Source organism: Chryseobacterium sp. CP-77, assembly GCF_036362765.1.
GTDB classification, from domain to species: Bacteria; Bacteroidota; Bacteroidia; order Flavobacteriales; family Weeksellaceae; genus Chryseobacterium; species Chryseobacterium cupriresistens.
The window spans coordinates 1,772,239-1,792,928 of the sequence record NZ_CP143637.1; the positions used below are offsets into that span (position 1 = coordinate 1,772,239).

General features: G+C 37.0%; 18 protein-coding genes. 8 read left to right on the top strand and 10 right to left on the bottom strand.

Annotation, left to right across the window (positions count from 1 at the left end; all coding sequences use genetic code 11):
* Positions 1 to 46: 46 nt before the first annotated feature.
* Positions 47 to 2,551, bottom strand: coding sequence for a PIG-L family deacetylase (locus V0410_RS07965; RefSeq protein ID WP_330747042.1), 2,505 nt, complete (start codon positions 2,549 to 2,551; stop codon positions 47 to 49).
* A 402-nt stretch (positions 2,552 to 2,953) separates the two neighbouring features.
* Here V0410_RS07965 and V0410_RS07970 point away from each other — a divergent pair, with 402 nt between their 5' ends.
* Complete coding sequence (locus tag V0410_RS07970; RefSeq protein WP_330747043.1) at positions 2,954 to 4,171, top strand: hypothetical protein; 1,218 nt, start codon at positions 2,954 to 2,956, stop codon at positions 4,169 to 4,171.
* Between the two features lie 613 nt (positions 4,172 to 4,784).
* Here the strand turns inward: V0410_RS07970 and V0410_RS07975 are convergent.
* On the bottom strand, positions 4,785 to 5,330 hold the full coding sequence (locus tag V0410_RS07975) for a hypothetical protein (RefSeq protein WP_330747044.1): 546 nt from the start codon (positions 5,328 to 5,330) through the stop codon (positions 4,785 to 4,787).
* Positions 5,331 to 5,420: 90 nt separating this feature from the next.
* On the opposite strand from V0410_RS07975, the gene V0410_RS07980 reads away from it, so the two are divergent.
* Entirely contained in the window at positions 5,421 to 5,729 is a 309-nt protein-coding gene (locus V0410_RS07980) for a helix-turn-helix domain-containing protein (protein ID WP_330747045.1), read from the top strand.
* 195 nt (positions 5,730 to 5,924) lie between these two features.
* On the top strand, positions 5,925 to 7,133 hold the full coding sequence (locus tag V0410_RS07985; protein WP_330747046.1) for a leucine-rich repeat domain-containing protein: 1,209 nt from the start codon (positions 5,925 to 5,927) through the stop codon (positions 7,131 to 7,133).
* A gap of 82 nt (positions 7,134 to 7,215) precedes the next feature.
* Here V0410_RS07985 and V0410_RS07990 read toward each other — a convergent pair whose 3' ends face one another.
* The 4 genes from V0410_RS07990 to V0410_RS08005 all read right to left on the bottom strand — a co-directional run bounded on the left by V0410_RS07990 (position 7,216) and on the right by V0410_RS08005 (position 10,846).
* Positions 7,216 to 8,847 carry a DUF6119 family protein gene (locus V0410_RS07990; protein ID WP_330747047.1) on the bottom strand — a complete coding sequence of 544 codons (1,632 nt, stop codon included), beginning with the start codon at positions 8,845 to 8,847 and terminating at the stop codon, positions 7,216 to 7,218.
* A 502-nt stretch (positions 8,848 to 9,349) separates the two neighbouring features.
* Entirely contained in the window at positions 9,350 to 9,895 is a 546-nt protein-coding gene (locus tag V0410_RS07995) for a hypothetical protein (RefSeq protein ID WP_330747048.1), read from the bottom strand.
* On the bottom strand, positions 9,870 to 10,142 hold the full coding sequence (locus tag V0410_RS08000; RefSeq protein ID WP_330747049.1) for a hypothetical protein: 273 nt from the start codon (positions 10,140 to 10,142) through the stop codon (positions 9,870 to 9,872). The genes V0410_RS07995 and V0410_RS08000 overlap by 26 nt, the downstream gene beginning before the upstream one ends.
* 38 nt (positions 10,143 to 10,180) lie before the next feature.
* Positions 10,181 to 10,846 (bottom strand): hypothetical protein, encoded by a 666-nt coding sequence (locus V0410_RS08005; protein ID WP_330747050.1) that lies wholly within the window; start codon positions 10,844 to 10,846, stop codon positions 10,181 to 10,183.
* A 443-nt stretch (positions 10,847 to 11,289) separates the two neighbouring features.
* Between V0410_RS08005 and V0410_RS08010 the strand changes: the two genes are divergently transcribed.
* From V0410_RS08010 to V0410_RS08025, 4 genes are all read left to right on the top strand, one after another.
* A complete protein-coding gene (locus tag V0410_RS08010) occupies positions 11,290 to 11,742 on the top strand; it encodes a PA2169 family four-helix-bundle protein (RefSeq protein WP_330747051.1) in 453 nt (150 codons plus the stop codon).
* A 107-nt stretch (positions 11,743 to 11,849) separates the two neighbouring features.
* Positions 11,850 to 12,398 (top strand): type 1 glutamine amidotransferase domain-containing protein, encoded by a 549-nt coding sequence (locus V0410_RS08015; protein ID WP_330747052.1) that lies wholly within the window; start codon positions 11,850 to 11,852, stop codon positions 12,396 to 12,398.
* A 135-nt stretch (positions 12,399 to 12,533) separates the two neighbouring features.
* Positions 12,534 to 12,851 carry a hypothetical protein gene (locus V0410_RS08020; protein ID WP_330747053.1) on the top strand — a complete coding sequence of 106 codons (318 nt, stop codon included), beginning with the start codon at positions 12,534 to 12,536 and terminating at the stop codon, positions 12,849 to 12,851.
* A 56-nt stretch (positions 12,852 to 12,907) separates the two neighbouring features.
* Complete coding sequence (locus V0410_RS08025) at positions 12,908 to 13,078, top strand: lmo0937 family membrane protein (protein WP_047433678.1); 171 nt, start codon at positions 12,908 to 12,910, stop codon at positions 13,076 to 13,078.
* A gap of 141 nt (positions 13,079 to 13,219) precedes the next feature.
* Here the strand turns inward: V0410_RS08025 and V0410_RS08030 are convergent, their stop codons facing one another.
* The 4 genes from V0410_RS08030 to egtD are packed head-to-tail and all read right to left on the bottom strand — an operon-like array spanning position 13,220 to position 17,897.
* Complete coding sequence (locus V0410_RS08030; protein WP_330747054.1) at positions 13,220 to 14,785, bottom strand: ABC transporter permease/substrate-binding protein; 1,566 nt, start codon at positions 14,783 to 14,785, stop codon at positions 13,220 to 13,222.
* Positions 14,782 to 15,702 carry an ABC transporter ATP-binding protein gene (locus V0410_RS08035; protein WP_330747055.1) on the bottom strand — a complete coding sequence of 307 codons (921 nt, stop codon included), beginning with the start codon at positions 15,700 to 15,702 and terminating at the stop codon, positions 14,782 to 14,784. Before V0410_RS08035 ends, V0410_RS08030 begins: the two co-directional genes overlap by 4 nt.
* 8 nt (positions 15,703 to 15,710) lie before the next feature.
* On the bottom strand, positions 15,711 to 16,901 hold the full coding sequence (gene egtB / locus V0410_RS08040) for an ergothioneine biosynthesis protein EgtB (protein ID WP_330747056.1): 1,191 nt from the start codon (positions 16,899 to 16,901) through the stop codon (positions 15,711 to 15,713).
* 15 nt (positions 16,902 to 16,916) lie between these two features.
* Positions 16,917 to 17,897, bottom strand: a complete 981-nt coding sequence (egtD, locus tag V0410_RS08045) for an L-histidine N(alpha)-methyltransferase (protein ID WP_330747057.1) — start codon at positions 17,895 to 17,897, stop codon at positions 16,917 to 16,919.
* 347 nt (positions 17,898 to 18,244) lie between these two features.
* Here egtD and V0410_RS08050 point away from each other — a divergent pair, with 347 nt between their 5' ends.
* Positions 18,245 to 20,641 carry a hypothetical protein gene (locus tag V0410_RS08050; RefSeq protein ID WP_330747058.1) on the top strand — a complete coding sequence of 799 codons (2,397 nt, stop codon included), beginning with the start codon at positions 18,245 to 18,247 and terminating at the stop codon, positions 20,639 to 20,641.
* The last annotated feature ends 49 nt before the right edge of the window (positions 20,642 to 20,690 follow it).

The window sequence follows — 20,690 nt, forward strand, 5'->3', positions numbered from 1 at the left end:
GTTAATAACAGATACCAGGTATTCCAATTTTTAAGTTTTTTGTTCATTAGTTTTTCTGTGCAGATAAAAAGTTTAAAAATAAACGTGCCGCTCCGGCATTTCCAGCGGGCAGCTGTCTGAAAAATGCCAGTGGCGTATAAATAAAATTACCTTTACCGTATTTCGCGTATAAAGTTGAACCCTGAAGAGGCTCTTCATCTGTATCGTGCATTTCAAAAAGCGGTTCATACGCTGCATCCCATTGAGCAGGAAAATAAGCACCGCGCTCCTGTACCCAGCCCTTAAAATCATCCGCAGTGATTTTATTCGGAAAGTTCAGTAATTTATGATTGGGATTTAAAAACTTTACCGCAGCATTTTCTTCCGTAACCCGTTTATTGGCAATACTGAAATTGTACATTCCCAATTGATCAACGGTGGTATCCTGGTTGGTGTTATACTGCATCACCAGATTGCCGCCTGCTTTTGCATAAGACCATAAAAAAGGCATCCAGCGTCCCAGTTTTTTCTCCGTATTGTTGGCACGAACACCAAGCACAATGGCATCATATTGCGACAGCTTGTTTTGACTGCCGTTTCCACCGGATTCATCTAAGTTTCCATAAAAATCTCCGTCTTTCAGGATATCTACCTGAACACCTGCAATGCGCAGAAACTCGGGAATAAAATCACCCGCACCTTGTATATAACCTACTTTTTTAACTTTAGCCTGAATATCGCCTTTCATCACTGTCACAGTGGCAGGCGCAAAATATTGCAGGGAAGGCAAATGCGGATACTGAATTAATATTTGTTTTTTATTATAGGTAGCCCCATCTGCAACATAATCAGCGTCCAGCTGCAAACGGTTTGAATTTATGGAGGCAAGTTTAGCTTTTGGAATAACGTAATCGAAAGTAAAATCTTTCTCTTTTACAGCTCTTACCTCAGCGCTTCCTAATCGTTCTCCATTGTACATCAGGTTTAGAATACCTTTATTGAACGGTTTGTTAGAATTAACCTTAAAATTTAAACTTACCTGCAGATCTTCATTTTCTTTGACCAGATAAAGCGGCTGTGTAAATTTCAGTTCCACAGCAGGAACAATACGCAAGGCTTCAACCACATCACCTCGCACAGGGTCTAATTTCTTGAAAGATAAGGGAAGTTTAACCTGAAACTTTTCCGGGCCGATTTTTAAACCGACCAAAACATTCAATGGTGATTCTGCTTCAGGCAGACCAACTAAAGTTTCATCCGGAACAGCGAAAGTTGCTGCGTTCACGGGTGGTTTTGCCAGCCAGTAAGGTTCTGTAAGTGCTGCATCTGCAGGAATCTGAATATCATGCTGAATGGTAATTAAAGAATCTTTTGACAGTTCCCTGTTGAAACTTTCTGATTGACTTAACCATTTAACATTCTCTAAAACGACAGGATTTACAGTTCTTGAAATCAGATTTAACCTGAAATTATAATGATCTCCGGCAACTGCTTCAGCCTGATTGGTAACCACCTCTCCCATAAATCCGGCGCAGCTTAAAATAATGTTGTCAAGAGATTTAATTTTATCCTTTTTCTGGTCCGAATCCCGCAGTGCCATGACCTTTTTTCTTAATGCAAGCAAAGCAGGCAGGCTCTGATCAGGGTTATTGAAATTGAAAGCGGAAATAATCTGATCTAATGACTGATCAATATCAGCATTTCCCTGTGAAGTCCATGTTTTAGTAACTCCGTCAAAAAGAGTTGCTTTTGCAGGCTCACCGGCAACATGGGCAAAATATTCTGTTCTGATGCCGGCTACAGACTGGGTTCCCGCACCCTGACTTTTATGTAAACTTCTGCTTAATCCTGCCAGCTCTCCATAGCCCATTCCCAGTTGCGCATCATATTGCCCGACGGTAACTTTCAGTTGATTTTCAGCCGTAGTATTGACTCCGCCAAACCGGAAAGTATTCCACAATACACGTTTTGGCTGCCATGTATTCACATATTTCAACTGATCCGGGAAAGCATTTTTATCTCCTGCCAGCTTAAAAGCTTTTTCCGCAACTACCGCCGAAGCCGCATGCTGTCCGTGGCCAGCTGCTGCCGTAGGAGGAAAACGGCAAATGATAACATCAGGCCGGAATTGGCGGATTACCCAAACCACATCCGCTGTAATGCTGTCTGCATCCCATTGCTTAAAAGTATCGGTTGTATTTTTAGAAAATCCGAAATCAATAGCGCGGGTAAAAAACTGTTGGGCACCGTCTAACTTTCTTGCTTCCAAAAGCTCATGTGTTCTGATCAATCCCAATGCAGCCCCCTGCTCCGTGCCTAATAAATTCTGCCCGCCATCACCTCTGGTTAAAGATAAATACCCCGTTTCTACATTTTGACTGTTGATTAACCAGGAAAGCAATCCTGTATTTTCATCATCGGGATGCGCCGCAAGATATAAAACTTTAGGCAGGTTTTTAAGGGTTTTGATTTCGCGGTAAATTTCAGATGATTTTGATGGCCGGACCTGCTGGGCCGAACAAAATACCGTATAAAAGCCAAGAATAAATACAGTGCTTACTTTTTTGAACATTTGAATTTGCTTTGCAGGCAAATATAAGTAAATCATCTTTCTTTCAACATTAAAAGAATCAGGCTGTGAATTTTACAGAAAAGTTTTTCAAAATTAATCACAAAGGCAGAAAAATTTGAAGTTCAAAAATGAAAATTTCGATCCTCTACAATACTTTGGGCACTTCTTATTTTCAAAGTAAATAGCTTACATAACTAAAGTGCTTAAAAAGCTTTTTGCCTTTTATTGCACGTAACACAACAAAAATTAAACGGTAAAAAAAATGAAATTTTTATCTTAAAAACATATCATAATGAAACTGAATATTACCAATTAGTTAATTTTTATCAATCACAAAGGTTTTTTTTTCATTTTTCACAAAAAAAAGAATTATATTTGGTACACACAAAATAACACCCTCATATGAAAACAAAATTTACACTCCTCACTACTATTCTTATTTCAGGAGCTTCCTTTGCCCAAGTAGGGATCAACACAGCCTCACCTAAAACAACATTGGATGTATCTGCCACAAGGGATGCTTCAGGGCTGATTACGAATAACACACAAACATTCGGATTACAGGCCCCAAGGCTCACTAGAGCTGAGCTTACAGCCAATACCGCTACGTATGGCATCAATCAGACCGGCGCATTAATTTATATTACGGACGTCACCGGCGGAGATGCCACAGGGCAACGTGTCAATGTTACTGCTATGGGCTATTATTATTTTGACGGTACAGTATGGCAAAGACTGACACAGGCAACCAATGCCATAGCTCCGGCAATTTCTGCTTTACAATGTACTACAGCTTACTTAAGTCCTTCTACTTATACTTCCGGTACTCCTTACACCGGAAACCTGAGAGTTACCTATAATGGAGGAAACGGCGGAGCATATAATTCAGGAACTCCTTTTACCATCAACGGATTGACTTTCCAGCTAAGACCCGGAACTTTAGAGTTTGGTGATGGAGAACTGGTATTCTCAGTAAGCGGAACTCCCACCACTGCTAATGACATGACTATCCCAATGACCAGCAGTACGGTTTCTTTCCTAACAGCAGCACAAAACTGTACCGCAACAGTAGGAAATAGCAGCCGCGCAGACATTGCCTCTGTAGCTGTGATGGGATATCCCACCCTGACCACCGATCCCAATGGGAAACAAGCGTACACCTTCCCTCTTGCTACCCCGGATGGCAAATATTCGATCAGAGTAATATTTGATACCACAAGTGGGACAACCCTTGCCAATCCTAATGTACAGTTGTTTAACAATACAGGTGCTACCGTAAACCTGTACTGGAATTACAATACCGAATATGGCGGTTATATTGGAGCAGCTCAAACTACCAACAATATTACTTCAGGAGTATGGGGCGGTATGGGAGATGCAACAGCTACCTGGTTTCCTCAGGGTACAGGAGCAATGGGAAGTGCGTACTGGGGGAACATAGGAATTATAGATGGTTCCAGCGGCGGACCTGAGCATAGAAGATATACCTGGATAGACAGTAATTCTTCTTCTAAAACCGCTTATACTGCAACTATCATGGCTGGTGCTCCTACTTCAGGCAATGCCCAGCCCAACCTTACTAAAATATTCATCAAGTTGGAGCAGGTAAAAGCTCAATAATATAATGCCCCTGAAAAAGGGGCATTTTTTATTTTTAATTGGTATCAATCATTTTATTTTCTCTGCTCTCCGATGTCTCCTGACTTTGGAACAAACTTAAAGTTGGGCTTTGCACAGCAGAACACAATATTTGAAGTTATTTTTTGAAAAAAGATGAACGCAAAGTTCATTAATAATTCTGTTTTATTTTAAGTGGGCAAAGCGATGCGACTTTGTCGCTGATGAAGCGGCATGCTTATCCATATGCTTCAGCGAATCAACTTCGTTGATTCTTTCCTTTGCACTCTTACAATCAACAGTTTCAAAAACAAAACCTTTGCATTTAAAAAAACACGTCACCAGTTCGTATTTAAATTATTCTTGAGTAGAAAGATGAACGCAAAGTTCATTACTAATTCCGTTTTATTCTAGTGGGCAAAGCGATGCGACTTTGTCGCTGATGAAGCGGCATGCTTATCCATACGCTTCAGCAAATCAACTCTGTTGATTCTTTCCTTTGCTCTCTTACAATCAACAGTTTCAAAAATATAAGCTTTGCGTCAGAAAAACAGGCCATCAGCAAATTAATCAACTGTATCAACAGCTCCCAACCTTTTATTTACCAACAAACTTCTTATTCTAAACTTGTTTCAGTTATCTTCTTTTCCCTTTTTCTCTGAAGAATAAGATGTGCCGCATCCAGCATTTTCACCGTATGAATATAGGGCATCACGATATTTCTTTCCGGCAGATTTTCATAGACCCCCAGTGAAAAATAGACGATTCCGGACATAAAATAATCAAATTCTTTGAGGGTGTAGGCACTGAAGGCTTTTTTGAAAACCAGCAGAGGGTTCCGGTATTCTTTCTCCGAAAGCAGACCAAGAACCCAAGGGGAAATCTTTTCCGGCCGGGTATCGACCGTCCATTTTCTGTCCTTCAGCATCATGAGATAGCCCGCCCGGATCAACGACCGCATCGATTGATGAAACTGGAAGATCACCGCCGGATCTTCATGGATCCAGCTGTTTCTCTTTACCGCATAATTCATAATATTGCTGAGCCTTTCTTTGGAAACATCCAGCTCATTGAACTGAAAGAAAGTTTCTATCAGCTGCAAGCCGGAGTTCTTCTTTTCTGCCCGAAACCGGGGATCGAAGTTTGTTCTGCTTTTTTTCATTGTTTGTATTTTTTTATAAATGTAAGAAAAAAAACAATAAAACACATATATGTGTTGATGAAAAATTTTAGAAAACTCAAACTTTACTAAATGTATAAATGGCAAATAGAAGAATTAAAATTTCAAATTGGAAAGCTTATTCAATTATATAGGCTTAAAAAGGGACTTTCACAGTTTCAACTTGGAAATGAGCTCAATATATCTAGTAACCATGTTGGTAGGATCGAAAGAGCTGAAACTAATCCAACTATTGAAAGTCTTGTTTTATTTTGTAATTTTCTTGAAATTGATCTGTTACATTTATTCACAAAACTCAATGAAAAAGAATTAAAGAAGATTGAAAGTGAAATCGACCGATTACAAAAAGAATTTAAAAATCAAAATAAGAGAAAATTCTGACAAAACTGATTTCCTTTTAGTTTTAGAAATTTTAATTAAAAATCCCGAGTGCTTACTCAGCGGCTCGGGCAAACTTAGTTTATATTAGTGAGGATGCCGAAGCAAATAAGTATACCTATCTCTGATCTTTCAAATATATTTATCCTTATTTCATTATACCTTCCCTCCAAAGGAAATACAAATTTAGAAATTTAAATGAATATAAAAATTAAAAACATAAATCAATCTAAACTTGACTTGTCAAACTATGGTTTAAGAGAAATTCCAAAAGAAGTTTTTGAATTAAAAAACTTAAGAAAATTAATATTAAGAAATAATAAAATAAAAGAAATTCCTGCCGAGATTGAAAAATTAAATAGGTTAGAAACTTTAGATTTATCAGGGAATCGTATTTCATTATTTTATGCAAAAATTTGTTCACTTAAAAATTTAAAAATATTAAATCTAAATAATAATCAATTAAAAAATACTCCCTTACAATTAATTAATTTAAAAAAATTACGCAGTCTACATCTATCCAATAATAAGTTTAAACAAATACCAAATAATATTTTTGCTTTACATAATTTAAGAGAGCTTGATATAAGCAATAACCAAATTGAAATTATTGATTCTCGGATTGAAAGTTTATATAATCTACGAAAGCTATGGGTAAACAACTTGAAAATCAAAAACTTTCCAAGTAAATCAATTGGAAATCTTAAAAGTTTAGATGCACTATATTGTTATTCTAAAGTAAATGTAGATGATTTGGATTTGGATTTTGATACATGTTTTAAAGAGCTATCATTGACAAAAGGTAATTCAATAAAGAAATTAAACGCACTGATTGCTAATAGTAAAAACAACGAAAGCACTTCAAATAAAATACTTATGGAAAATAAAATTAGAAATATTAAAAAAATTTTTGTTACTTATGCTTGGTCGGATGAGGTATTTAATACAAAAATAATTTCATTTGTTGACTTCTTAAGAAAGAATGGGTTTGATGCAACTCTTGATAGGAAAAAAAGTCAAGAATCAGTCTCAATAAATTTTAATAAAATGATGATTGATGGAATCATGAATAGTGATAAAGTTATTGTAGTTTTAAATAAAAAATATAAGGAGAGAGCTGAAAAATTTGTTGGGGGTGTTGATGTAGAGTTTCAGATTATTTTTGAAGATAAAAAAGCGAATCCTAATAAATATATTTTTGTTTCATTTGGAGACGAAAACATAAAAGATATTTTACCATTGCCAATTGGTGGTACTGAAATTCTCAATCTTAAAAAAGATCAAGATGATAATAATTTTAATGTATTATTTAGCAAAATTAAAGAAGAACCTATTATAAATTTTTCAAATATTCATGATGAAGAGGTTGAAGTCAGCAAATTTAATATAGAACCATTTAAATTGTAACATACTTTTACTTTTGGTGGATTTTGGAATAATTTTAAAGTTAATAATATTATTCACTGGCTTAAAGTCTGGAGACTTTGATTTAATACATATCTCGGATCCAAGTCATTTTTACATTAAATCGCATTGCTTGTAAAGTTCTAATTTTGTCCTCTAAAGCCATTTTCGAAAAAAAAGTTAATCTATCTTGTGACTTATCGTTAAGAATAAGATAATGAACTGTAACATTATCAGGATGATCAGAAAGGTGATTTGTAATATCTGGTATGTGTACATTGACTGCTTCTGCATATTTACTAGTAAATTCCGCGTATGATTTGGCGGACACATAACCTTGATTAAATAAGTGACTCAATGCCGAAGCACCATAATTATATTTTACATGAAAAAATGTATTTTGATGAAGCACATCGCAGACTTCAAATCTATCTTCATAAAGATTAATTTGCTTAGCTGCTTCATCAAATAAATAACCATGAATATAATTTGATAAATGTATATTAAAGATATTTTCTTTATTAATTTTTTGATTTGAATTTTTATTTTGAATAATGCCTTGTGCAATATCTTTTTTTATATCGTCTTTAATATGATCAGGAATACCAAAAGAAGTATTAGTTATCTCATCAATTGCAACACTAATACGCTCATATTTATCCTTTGAAACTTCGAACCACTCACCACCAGATAAGATGTAATTTGTATTGTTTTCTTCAATTTCGCCATACAAGCACTCCAAAATTGACCACTCCTTAATTATATCACCATCCTCATTTAGAAAAAAGATTTTGTCTTCAGTGAGGTTTTCAAAACTTGGTTGAGGATTTTTGCCTAGATAGTCAGATAGGGACAATTCATCATATAATTCATCTTCAATTTTAATCGCTGCAACAAGACTAAGATCATAATCTATTTCAGGTTCAAACAAAAAAAATGTGTCGGTTGACAGAATTAATTTATTAGGTAATTGTGTATTCAAAGGCTCTGCTTCCATACTACTAAGAGGATAAATTCCCTTAAATAGCTTTTTAACATCATCAGGAGACACAGACTTATAAAGATCTAAAAGCCTACTTAATTTTGGTTGAAGATATTGAAAACAAGGTATTTCAATATTATTAAAAAGAAATTGGACATTTAACGAGCTATATTTCCCTATCATTCTTGAAAAATCTTCTGATGAATAACTAATTACAGCTAGTTCTTTAAGAGCTTCGTTATCCTCCATTGAAAGGAAAAGTTGATTATTTGATATATCGGCCCCGTATTGGCGTTGCTTATTAACAGGATTTGTTTCATTTACTCGACTATGAGCACTTTTTATTGTTGCTGTTAAATCATTGTTTAACAATTTATTAGCAGTATATATTCCAAATGTTTTCTCTATTGTATTTTTATTTATATTGAAACGCCCCAGCGTTCCAAAATTAATTGCAAAAATTCTATCTTGTACTTCAATAAATAAAGTTACCCCTGAACTTTGATTAGATGGAAAGTCATTAGTAAAATCCCCAACAATTTTATTTTTTAAATTCTCAACCCATTTAGGTTCACTATAGCTACCTAACTTTTTATAGAGAATAGCATTGATATTTCCTTTATTGAAATTGATTTCGTTGTCTTGCAAATAATTTTCAATAAATGTTTCAGGAGCTGCAATATTTAAATTATTTTTTAAAAGAACTACATTTAATTTTATTTTTTTTTTAGCCATTTAATTACTGATTTAATTGATTATAAACAATACTCAAGAATTAACGATTAACAAATTAAAATCTTTATTAATTAAGACTTATACTTGAAATTTAAAAACTATTACACAAATATCATTATATAAAATGTATTTACTTTACGGTTTTCCGTAAGTAAAACCAAAAGAAAGTTTTTAGTATATTCTTATCTAACTAAATTACAAATTCAGCTATTTAGCTATTGACTTTTCTACATTTATGACTTTGTTACTTTTCTAAAGCCTGATGTTTTGTTTCAGTACCATCTTAAGGAATTAAAAAGATGTTAATTTAATAGCTTGAAGTCAGCTCCTCGCTCTCCGAAGTCTCCCGACTTCGGAGCAAGTTCAAAAAAAACCTTATTCCACCAGCTTAAAATCAGGATCATTTCCATAGCACACATCAAAACAAAAAAAATCCCAGCTTTTCGTTGGGATTTTTAAGCAAGTCTTGACTGATGTGAAGTTTCTAAGCTATTTCATCAAGCTAATAAGCAAATCCAAGTCTATTTTTAACATGCTTACTTTCTTCCTCTCTTAATTTCTGATTGGTCATGATTTCATGTTCTTTATTTTTTTGGATAACCTTAAACCAATGTATTGCGGGAATCAGCCCGTTGGAATGTAATTCAAGCCTGATGATGAACTCATCTGTCGGCTTCCGATGATTATTAATATATTGGCTAAGTACAGCTGGCTTCACATCAACCTCAACAGCAAAATCCTTATCTTTTTTCTCTTGTCTGCTTACGTACTCATTTAAAAAAAATCCAAAACTAAAAGCTTCCAGATATTGACTGCTATCTATATAGTCTTCCAATTGAAACTTTAGCTGCAACAATTTTGAATACATTTTTTGACGATGAGTACGATTTTCAAATTGTTTCCGGCGAGCTGCCCAGAAGTCCTCCTCCTCTTTTTTCTCTTTCGCATTCAAAATTTGATCAGTAGGAAAGACAAAAGCATCCGCAAGTTCTTCACCTGTCAATTTTGAAAAATCTGTTTCCTTAATTTCCTTCCTGTTTGTCTTCATAATATTCCTGAATTAATTGTAATGAATTTTCACCTTCAGTGATCAAATATATTTTGGTTGACTGTAATCCATATTGCCGCATATAATGTTTTTCAAGCTTTGTTTTTGGCTTTAGGCATACATACCCTTCAAATCCTTTTTTAAATGCTTCTCTGCATGCAAATGCAATAAGACAGCCTGCAATCCGGCTATAATTCTGCGATTTACCAACATTTTCTTTGGAGGCCGCCAGAAGTATGATTTCCAAAGCATAATCCTGTGGCCGTTCTTGTATTGATAATAGCCCTATTGATTCTTCTCCCCCGTAAGACTAATATAATTAAACATACAAAACGTCGCCACTGCCCCGAAAGTATGCCACAAAAAGTGGGTTCCGAAGCTGAACCATTCCCATTTATCAGCGATACGGAAAGTCAGTGCAAAAACAAACGACAGCACCGCAAAGCCTACCCATTTGCCGGCCTTCCATTGGGTGTACATCAGATACCTGAGTACCGAGAAAACTACCAATAAGGCCATGATGGCATAATTGACGTTGATAAAAAGGGAAGGATTATCGATCAGAATCCAGTTTCTTAAAGCAAACATCAGAGCGACATATCCCAGAACCATTACAGCAGCATAGTACCATCGGGTGCTCTGCGCTACAAAATAAAACCCTGCAGACAGGCATAATAGCATAATCGGAAGCCAGTCCATCATAATAAAGACGGGCCATTGTCTGAAAGAATGGTAAACCGTTCCCCCAATGGCACCAATATATAATAAAACCAGGCAGTAGGTTAAAAAAGGATATTCTTTGAAGTTACCCTTCAGTTTAATGGTCCAGAAAATGGCTATGGCCAAAAACAATAAGGCTGTTGATGCATTGAAAGGCTCAGGGAACAACTGAGTCATATCTGTTTCTTTATATAACAGACCTCCATCCGGAGGTATCGGGTTTATTGGCATTGTCTTTTTTATATTATAGGCCTGTTTTGGAATGTAAAATACAAACACAAGCCATTTTTTCTAAACATGAGTAAATCATACACTTACTTCTTCTAAATATAGAAAAAATTATGGCATCATCTATCTGCGTGCCCAATTTATATTTTATTGCAACGGTCCTCCTACTCCATTAAAAGAAGCCAAAGCTGAAACTGTTATCAATTCTTTTGCAGATCAAATAGCTGCCGGTAAATGCTTTTTCAGGGAAGCATTTATTCGCAGCACAAAACTAATAAACCTCTGTGGTGCTTTTGATTATGGAGTTCTTTGCAGTTCTTCAGGTATTTTTAATTAAGATTTGTTTTCAAAATTTTAAGTTTTTTTTAAATACCACATCTTTGCAGATATCCCGTTTGAGGCACAGCACTTGCAAAGTTCATAGTACCAATTTAAAATATAAAAATATGAACAACGAGAAAACAGTTTCAGTATTGAATGATTTACTGAACATTACCAACGACAGAATTCAGGGATTTTCAAAAGTGGAAGACAAAGTATGGGATGAGTATCCACAGCTGAGAGCAGATTATGATACCATGGTAGCCCAGTCTCACAAGATGAAAGACGAATTGAGCAATCTGATTACAGAAAGAGGAGGCACACCGGATCAATCGGGATCTACTGCAGGAGCTATCCACAGAGCATGGATTGATGTTAAAAATTCTTTTGCCACAGATACAGCCGGCTCTACGTTAGGAAATGTTGTATATGGTGAAAATGCCGCTATAGATGCGTATCAGGATGCATTAGACAGCGGTGATCTTTGCCCGGAAAGTTCCAGAGTGGTACTGGATCAGCTTCATCAGCTTAAGGCTTCTCATGATAAATTTGAAGTTCTTGAAGATTTAAAGAAGTAGATATCCTCTTTCTCATGGGGGAAGTTTTTATTTAATCATCACACAACAATCGGACGTTGTAATCGGAGGTCATAGACCTTCCGATACTTAACACAAAAAACAGTAATATGTCAAAGAAAATCGCAATACTGGCCACACATGGCTTTGAAGAGAGTGAATTAAGTTCACCTAAAGAATATCTGGAACAACAGGGATGGACCGCCCATATCGTAAGTCCCGAAGCGGGAAGTATTAAAGCCTGGGCAGAAAAAGACTGGGGAAAGGAATATCCTGTAGATCAAACGCTGGACAATGCAGCTGCTTCAGATTATGATGCGCTGGTATTACCGGGAGGCGTTATTAATCCCGATCAGCTGAGAACCAATGAAAAAGCACTCACCTTTGTAAAAGATTTTTTTGCTCAGCATAAACCTGTAGCAGCCATTTGCCACGGACCGCAGGTACTGATCAACGCGGGTGTGGTAGAAGGCCGGAATCTGACTTCCGTCAACTCCATCAGCCAGGATTTAAAAAACGCAGGCGCACGCTGGGAAGACAGCGAGGTGGTAGTAGATGAGGGACTTGTTACGAGCAGAACACCAAAAGATCTTCCTGCCTTTAATGCCAAAATGGTAGAAGAGATCAGGGAAGGAAAACATAAGGAACAAACGCTCTGAAACTAAAAAGTCTGGTTCTGCCAGACTTTTTTCTTCTCTCCAAATTTGATAAGAGCTATGTAAATACTTAAAAAGTACCACATTTCTCTCCTATGGCAAAAAATTTGTACCTATTTAAATCCAAATCACAATCGTATGAACAATATAGTAAAAATTACATTGGCTCTTGCAGCAGGAAGTTCTTTGCTTTATCTGGGCCTGCGAAAAAAAAGCAAGAAAAGCAAAGTATATCTTGCTCCTGACGGAAATACTTATAAAGAAAACCAGATTTACCGTACTTATGATAATAAGCTTTATAAGAACGGCAAGGAGTTTCATTATTCCATGCCACATTTAGAGGATGATCAGTCTTTCAATAAAAATTACAGTACGGTTACTGATACTGTTTATTCCAACTATAAAACCGATCACAAAAGCACCCAATATCACCATAAAGGTGTAAGGCATCAATAAAACGAGGCCGCTAACTATACACTACATCACAACACTAACCACAAAAAAATAATAGTATGAGAAATTTATTATGGCTTGTTGCAGTCATCTGCATCGCAGTCTGGCTACTTGGAATGCTTGGAATCATTCCCGGTATGGACACAGGAAGTTTAATCCACACCCTTTTGGTGGTTGCCATTATTGTCGTTCTGATCAATATTTTTACCGGCAGAAAGCCTCTTAATTAAAAACAAAAAAATCAGAGTAGAAAATCCATCTACTCTGATTAATATTTAATAGCAATTACATAAAGACCATCTACGAATGATCTACCGGACAGAAAGTAAAGTTGAGTCTTATTTGATTCTTTTTGTTGAAACTGTCTGTCATCACTGAGGATCCATATATTTTTTCAGGTCTGAAATAGTTTTGATTTTAAGTTCATCTGCCTGTTTCCTCCGCATCATCAAAGCATATGCATTATTAAAACCAAGTGGCTGCAGCCATTCAATTCCGTACTGTTTCCGGAATTCCCGGTTGACATAATCCAATGTTTTTTCCGGGCTCCCAGACACTTCTTCTATCATTTTTGCCGAAGGTTTCAGCAAAACCAGCAGTCCGGTTCCTGTGTATTCAGGATATACATCAATGGCGTCATTCATCAGAGCATCAAAGCAGATTTTCGTTCCGCCAAGCCCTGTTTTTGTTTCTACTTTATAATCTGTGTAACCTTCAATGAGCATTTTGTACATTTCAGCTAAAATATATTGCTCACCAAAAATTTTGGATCCGATTTTTATGGTTTGGGAATTTCCTTTGCGTGGATCTTTATATAAATTTGTTTTCATTAAAAAATCTTTAGCAATTTTTTCGGGAGTCTGTTTAAGATAATCGGCTTTGTAATTCAGTTCAGTCATGATAGAATCATTGAATTTACCTGCCAAAAGGTTCAGTGTTTTTTCCAGTCCGGGAAGTTTTTCCAATGTTTTTGTTTTGATCACCGGGGCCGCAAAATAAGGAGGAAAAATCTTTTTGTCATCTTCCAGAACATACAAATCAAAAGCTTTGATCCTTCCATCTGTTGAATATCCGCTGATGAGGTCCAGCTCTTTTTCGTAGGCTGCTTTGTACATAATGGCATCGCTTACAACCAGTGGATGTGCATCAAGCCCATATACCGAACGTAGTCCCAGATTTCCGTCCTGCCGGCCCATAAACTCAGGGGTAAAACCTGCCTTAATCTTATGGTTTGAAACAAAAGTTAAAAGATAAATAATCCCGATAAATGCCAAAACAGCCGGAATGATATATTTTAATTTCTTTACAGACTGATAGCTTAATTTCTGTAAAACGGCAATGGTCTGATCTAAAAGAACAGCCAGTAAAGCGGCGGGAATTGCGCCGGCCAGAATCATATTGGTGTTATTGAGGGAAATTCCGCCAAAAATAAATTCACCCAAACCGCCTGCCGCCACAAATGAAGCTAAAGTTGCCACCCCAACATTGATCACCGCTGCCGTCCTGATTCCTGCAATAATAACCGGCATAGCCAAAGGAAGCTGAACTTTGAAAAGCAGATGTTTTCTATTCATTCCCATTGCTTTTGCAGCTTCTGTTACCGCCGGATCTACTTCCGTTATTCCGGTGTACGTATTCCTGATGATCGGTAAAAGAGCGTAGATCAGCAATGCAACAATGGCCGGAACTGCTCCAATCCCGAAAACAGGAATCATAAAACCAAGCAGCGCAATACTGGGAATGGTCTGTAAAATTCCAGCTACTCCTAAAACAGAACCTGATAATTTTCTTTTCCGGGCAATGAGAATTCCTAAAGGCAGCCCGATTATCATGGCCAGAAACAGAGATAAAAAAGTGAGTCCCAGATGCTGTACAACCTGAGTAAGCAGTTTTTCATGCTGCTCTGTGATAAACTGCCAAAAACTTTGTTCGCTCATACAGTCTGGAATTTTCGGTATTCACTAAAGGCTTTAACCAGATTTTCGTACTCTGCGGAAAACAAAGTATCTGCACTCAACTGTTGCAAAGCATCCCAAACACTCGTATGGTCTGAAAACTGAAGTTCTTCATAAAAGCGGCTGCCTTCAATCAGAGAGTTCAGATCTTTCAGTCTGCCTACTTTGTATTCCAGTAAAAGCCGGTTTTTAGCAAAAAAATTCTTAACAAAATCATTTTTGGGCTGATACAACATTTCTCCCGGAGTTCCTGACTGAATAATTTTCCCCTGATCCATCAGGCAGATTTTATGACCTAAATCGAAGGCTTCCTGAACATCGTGAGTCACCAGAATAATGGTTTTATTTTTAAGTTCTTCGAGTGATTTGAATTCTGAATGAATATCACTTTTGGTAATATTGTCCAGCGCTCCGAACGGCTCGTCCATCAGCAAGACAGGGGCATCGGCAATCAAAGCCCTGGCAATTCCCACTCTTTGCTGCTGTCCGCCGCTTAATTCGTTGGGAAACCGTGTAAGCACGTTTTCAGAGAGATGGAGTTTGTGTAATAATTCAAGGGTTCTTTGGGTTGTCTTTTTTTTATTCCATTTCAGCAAATCGGGAATAACTGCTATATTCTGTTGTATGGTATAATGGGGGAACAACCCGGAATGCTGCATGACAAATCCAATTCCCATGCGAAGCTCTTCCACTTTTTGGGAAAGAATATTCTTGCCATCAATCAAAATAGTTCCGGAATCTACTTCGATGAGGCGGTTTATCATTTTCAGCATGGTGGTTTTTCCGCAGCCGCTTGTTCCCAGAAGCACCAGAATTTCCTTATCATTGGCCTGAAAGGAAATACCATCAACTGCTTTTTTTCCGTTAAAACTTTTTGAAACCGATTGAACTGTAATCATAGGCAAAATTATTGTGCAAGTCTGATTCCGGTGAACTGCCACTGTAAATGAGTCGGAAAAAAGTTCCGGTAGGTATTTCTGCTGTGTCCCGGCGGAGTGGCCACCGAAGCACCACGAAGCACCATCTGATTCACCATGAATTTTCCGTTATACTCTCCTACTGCTCCAGCTTCTTTTGTATATCCCGGATACGGAAGATAAGCAGAATTCGTCCATTCCCAACGGCTTCCCCAGTTGAAACAGGCTGATGCAGCTTCCCATTCAGCTTCTGTTGGCAGGCGTTTTCCTTTCCATGAAGCAAAGGCAGATGCTTCGAAAAAACTGATATGACAGACCGCTTCCTCTAAATCGATTTCCTGTAAGCCGTTTAAAGTATAGTTCATCCACTTCCCATCAATGAAATGCCAGTATAAAGGGGATTTAACATTATTTTGTTTTACCCAGTCCCAACCCTCGGCGTGCCAGTGTCTGAAATCTTCATAGCCTCCGGCTTCCATAAATTCTATATATTCTTTATTGGACACCAATTGACTGCTAATTTTAAAATCATTCAGATATACCTTGTGCCTACCCAGCTCATTATCAAAACAGAACCCTTCCCCTTTAAAACCGATTTCATAAATTCCTTCTGAAAAACTGATCATTTCTGAATTTCCGGCAGTTTCTTTTTTTGAATTCTTTTCTTTTTTATAAGCAGGAAATAAAGGATTATGTCCTAAAATGTATTTGATATCTGTAAGTAACAATTCCTGATGCTGTTGTTCGTGGTTTAACCCTAATTCCAGCAGGGATTCCAATGGTTGTGTAAGATATCCGCTCTGAAGAAATTCATCCATCTTTTGATCCACATATTCCCGGTATTTAAAGACATCCGAAACAGAGGGACGGCTCAGGTTTCCCCTGTCGGTGCGGATAACACGGGCACCGATGGTTTCGTAATAACTGTTGAACACAAAATTATACTGAGGATCAAAAACTTCATACCCTAGAAAATTGGACTGTAAAATAAAGGTTTCAAAAAACCAGGTGGTATGTCCTAAATGCCATTTCGGAGGACTCACATCTACTACGGGCTGAACTACATAGTCTTCAATTTCCAGAGGACTGCAAATTTCAACGGAACGATTTCTGACTTCAGAGTATTTCTTAACCCAGTCTTTATGAGGATTTGCCTTTACAGGTAATGCATCTTTTTTCATAAAAATCTTTTTAAATTATACCATCCAGATAGAATCTACAAACCAGTTTTTAGAATCTTTAATTTCAGCAAGAATATGAAAACCCGAGTCGCCAGCCAGTTTTCTGATATCCTGTTCAGAAAATTTCCGGGAGATCTCCATATCAATCAATTCATCTTTTTTAAAGGTAAACAAACAGTTTCCTATATGAACTTCCTGATCACAAAGACTTACCAGGAAACTTCTGCAATCTCCTGAAACCGGATCGTAATTTTGATAATGCTGGAAATTTTCCACCTTGAAATCTGCTTGCAGTTCGCGGTTGATTCTTGTAAGAAGATTTAGATTAAATGAAGCGGTAATTCCCGCAGGATCGTTGTAAGCAGCAAGAATGGTGTGCGGATTTTTCTTGAGGTCAAATCCTACAAGAAACAGATCCCCGGAATTCAGTTTTCTTTTCACTTCACTGCAGAAATGTGCAGCTTCCTCGCTTTCCATATTGCCTATATTTCCGCCTAAGAAAAAAACTACTTTTTTCCTTTTTGAAATCCCGGTGGCTTTATCAAGCATATCAAAATACTCTCCTTCCAACGGTAAAACTTTCAGTTCAGGCAGGCTCTTTTTGAGGTTTTCCTGCAAAACAGAAAGAATATTTCCCGAAATATCAATAGGCATATAGGTGAAATTTGTTCCTTTCTCTACCAGATTTCTGAGAAGGTATGATGATTTCATCGCATCGCCAGCGCCTAATTCTATCAGATCAAAAGATTCATTAATATTGGAAATTGCTTTTACAAGTTCCTCTGTTTTATTTTGAAATATATCCAGTTCACAATTGGTAAGATAATATTCCGGCATCGCCATGATCTGCTGGAAGAGATGATCGCCTGTTTTGTCGTAAAAATATTTTGAAGATAATTTTTTCGGATGAGCGGACAATCCTTTTAAAATGTCCGAACCGAAATTATCGGCACCGTCATTTTTAAAATGACAATTCTGTTTTAACTGTACATTCATAGTTTATATTCTGTTTGGTCGTTCATTGAGTACAACTATCTTGCCGACACCGGATTACTTTCCGCATATCTGTAAGCTTCTTCAATTCATATAATTAAAGATAGCTTTTATTTGCGGTTTTAATGTACCACATCTCACCTTATTGAGAAAATTATCAATATTGCCCGGTAATTTTATTAGACCGTATTGTTTTATAAAACATCATATTGTTAAAAAACACCGGTAGTTCTGCAAGTAAAAACTTTAGTAAAAAATAGCCTATACATTGGATAATTATAAGTTTTTAACCTTTCCGGAAGTCTTTAAATGATTACATTAGCAAAGAATTAAAATGTGCTGAGATTTCTATGAAAAAAATATTCTGTGTAATGCTTCTTTCGATGGTACAGCCTATTATGGCGCAAACCAAACTGGAAAAAGCAATTACCAATCTTGAAGATCATTACGAGCAGGAGAAAGTATATGTACTTACCGACAAATCACAATATGCAGCGGGCGATAAAATCTGGTTTAAAAGTTTTGTATTTAACGGTTATAACCGATCGCCACTCTCTACTACCCTATTTGTAGAGCTTTACAATGCCGATAAAAAATTAATCGACTGGAAAACTGTACTTCTTACGAACGGCGAAGGCAGCGGGGATTTTCAACTGAAAGAAGATCTCCCGGAACAGGTTTATTTTGTGAGAGCCTACACTCCTTATATGACCAATTTCAATGAAGATTTCCAGATTGTCAAAACCATTCCGGTTTACAATCCGAACTCTGCGGAATCATTGGTTATTGCAAAAAATTCCGACTGGTCTGCCAAAGTATTTCCGGAAGGCGGAACTTTCATTAACGGTACCTCTACCAAATTTGCTGTAAGGTTATCGGGTAATTCTTTCCTCCCGGAGAGCTGGTCCGGAAAGATAATTGATATTCAAGCTCCCAACACTCCTGTTACTACATTCAAATCTTTTGATAAAAATGTGGCTTCCTTTAAAATAACTCCGGTATCAGGAAAAAAGTACCAGGCCATTATTCAGGATAATAAAGGAAAAAGCCAGACCATTGATCTGCCGCAAGCTGCAGACAGCGGTCTTAGTATAGAGGTTGTAAGTTCCAAAGAAGGGATAAAATACAACATAAAGGGTATTCATCTGAAACAACAGCTTCAGGGTTATAAAGTTGTAGGACTCATCAACAACCATCTTGCTTACAGAGCCAATATCAACCATCTGACGAGTGATGTATCAAGCCTCATTCCTACAAAAGTAAGTAATGGTGCGAATGGTATTTTACAGTTGGTTATTTTTGATGAACAGGACAATATCGTGGCAAAAAGGCTTTGCTTTATAAAACCTGCTGATCTAAAAATTGAGAAAGCAGAAATAATAGGACAAAGCTTAAAACCAACGCCAAGAGCATTCAATAGTATTGATCTTTCCCCTGAGTCTTATTTTAAACATTACACAGTTTTAGTGAGTGAAGATGACGGTAGCCAGACTCCTGAAGAGGAAAATATTCTGAGCGGACTTTGGCTGACGGGAGACTTTACAACAAGAATAGACAGCCCGGCGCAATATTTCTCTAAAAATGCCAACACCGAAGCTCTGGACGCCCTGCTTATTTCAGAAAACTGGAAAAGATTCGACTGGAATTCTGTACTCAGCGGAGCGGCACCCACCATTAAAACACAGTCTCAGCAATATCTTTCCTACAGGGTGAAACCTATTAAAAATAATGCCCTGATGATCAATTCGGCGGTCAATTTACTATCAAAATCGGGAGAAAATCAGCCCGTATTCGGTCAGTTCAAAACAGATCAGAATGGGTATATCTATTTAAACAACCTCAATAATGATGAACCGCTGGAGATCTCGGCCTTTGTGAATTCAGAAAATAAAGAATCGGGAAATGATGATTTGTTTGTTACCATAGAACCGTTAGTGACGCCTTCCCCATTTACAGGTAATTTCCCGGCAACCCCATACACATTGGTAAAAACCGACAAAAATAAAAGCCTGCCTCCAACCATTTCCAGAGCGATCAACACTCAGAAAAATACTAAAAAGAAAGAAAGTAATGATATACAAATCCAGGCAGTAGCTTTGGTAGGAAAAAAGAAAGATCCGAAAGCAGAGCTGGATAAACAACTTTCCAGTGGCATGTTCAGTTCTGTCAATTCGACAGTATTTGATTTCGTTAATGAAGACCAGCATATTTCAGGATCAAGCAATATTTTAGACTGGCTGCAGGGAAGAGCTGCCGGCCTGACATTTCAGAAAAACAACTCAGGAGCAAGCGTTCCTTATATCCGCGGACAGCAGGCTAAGCTCTATTTGGATGAAATACAGACCGACCCTACTATGATTAGCAGCCTTCCGGTTAATAATATTGCGATGGTAAAGATCATCAAAGGATCCGGATTAATAGGTGATGCCGTAGCCATCTATACCATGAAGGGGAATATGAAATCTAAAAGCAATGAAAAAGAATTGAAGAAGAACAATGTATCAATCATCAAAGGATATGATAAACCTTCAGAATTTCCTATTGAAATGATCGATGACGATGCTCCGGAAAAAATTGAAAATGATACGCGTGAGACACTGTACTGGAATCCTAATTTATTTGACAGTGATTATGTTCCGCCAAGAATTAAATTCTTTAACAACGACAGTGCCAAGCAATATAAAGTTTTGATCATAAGCTTTGATGAAGATGATAATATTCTCTATGATAAGCAGGTTCTAAAATAAAAAGTAGAGAGACTATCCCGGTCTCTCTATTTTATTTTGAAGAAGAAAA

Bases quoted from the DNA above. Each gene is read 5' to 3' on its own strand.
- V0410_RS07965 (WP_330747042.1), bottom strand. From the start codon at position 2,551: ATGTTCAAAAAAGTAAGCACTGTATTTATTCTTGGCTTTTATACGGTA.
- V0410_RS07970 (WP_330747043.1), top strand. From the start codon at position 2,954: ATGAAAACAAAATTTACACTCCTCACTACTATTCTTATTTCAGGAGCT.
- V0410_RS07975 (WP_330747044.1), bottom strand. From the start codon at position 5,330: ATGAAAAAAAGCAGAACAAACTTCGATCCCCGGTTTCGGGCAGAAAAG.
- V0410_RS07980 (WP_330747045.1), top strand. From the start codon at position 5,421: ATGTATAAATGGCAAATAGAAGAATTAAAATTTCAAATTGGAAAGCTT.
- V0410_RS07985 (WP_330747046.1), top strand. From the start codon at position 5,925: ATGAATATAAAAATTAAAAACATAAATCAATCTAAACTTGACTTGTCA.
- V0410_RS07990 (WP_330747047.1), bottom strand. From the start codon at position 8,847: ATGGCTAAAAAAAAAATAAAATTAAATGTAGTTCTTTTAAAAAATAAT.
- V0410_RS07995 (WP_330747048.1), bottom strand. From the start codon at position 9,895: ATGAAGACAAACAGGAAGGAAATTAAGGAAACAGATTTTTCAAAATTG.
- V0410_RS08005 (WP_330747050.1), bottom strand. From the start codon at position 10,846: ATGCCAATAAACCCGATACCTCCGGATGGAGGTCTGTTATATAAAGAA.
- V0410_RS08010 (WP_330747051.1), top strand. From the start codon at position 11,290: ATGAACAACGAGAAAACAGTTTCAGTATTGAATGATTTACTGAACATT.
- V0410_RS08015 (WP_330747052.1), top strand. From the start codon at position 11,850: ATGTCAAAGAAAATCGCAATACTGGCCACACATGGCTTTGAAGAGAGT.
- V0410_RS08020 (WP_330747053.1), top strand. From the start codon at position 12,534: ATGAACAATATAGTAAAAATTACATTGGCTCTTGCAGCAGGAAGTTCT.
- V0410_RS08025 (WP_047433678.1), top strand. From the start codon at position 12,908: ATGAGAAATTTATTATGGCTTGTTGCAGTCATCTGCATCGCAGTCTGG.
- V0410_RS08030 (WP_330747054.1), bottom strand. From the start codon at position 14,785: ATGAGCGAACAAAGTTTTTGGCAGTTTATCACAGAGCAGCATGAAAAA.
- V0410_RS08035 (WP_330747055.1), bottom strand. From the start codon at position 15,702: ATGATTACAGTTCAATCGGTTTCAAAAAGTTTTAACGGAAAAAAAGCA.
- egtB (WP_330747056.1), bottom strand. From the start codon at position 16,901: ATGAAAAAAGATGCATTACCTGTAAAGGCAAATCCTCATAAAGACTGG.
- egtD (WP_330747057.1), bottom strand. From the start codon at position 17,897: ATGAATGTACAGTTAAAACAGAATTGTCATTTTAAAAATGACGGTGCC.
- V0410_RS08050 (WP_330747058.1), top strand. From the start codon at position 18,245: ATGAAAAAAATATTCTGTGTAATGCTTCTTTCGATGGTACAGCCTATT.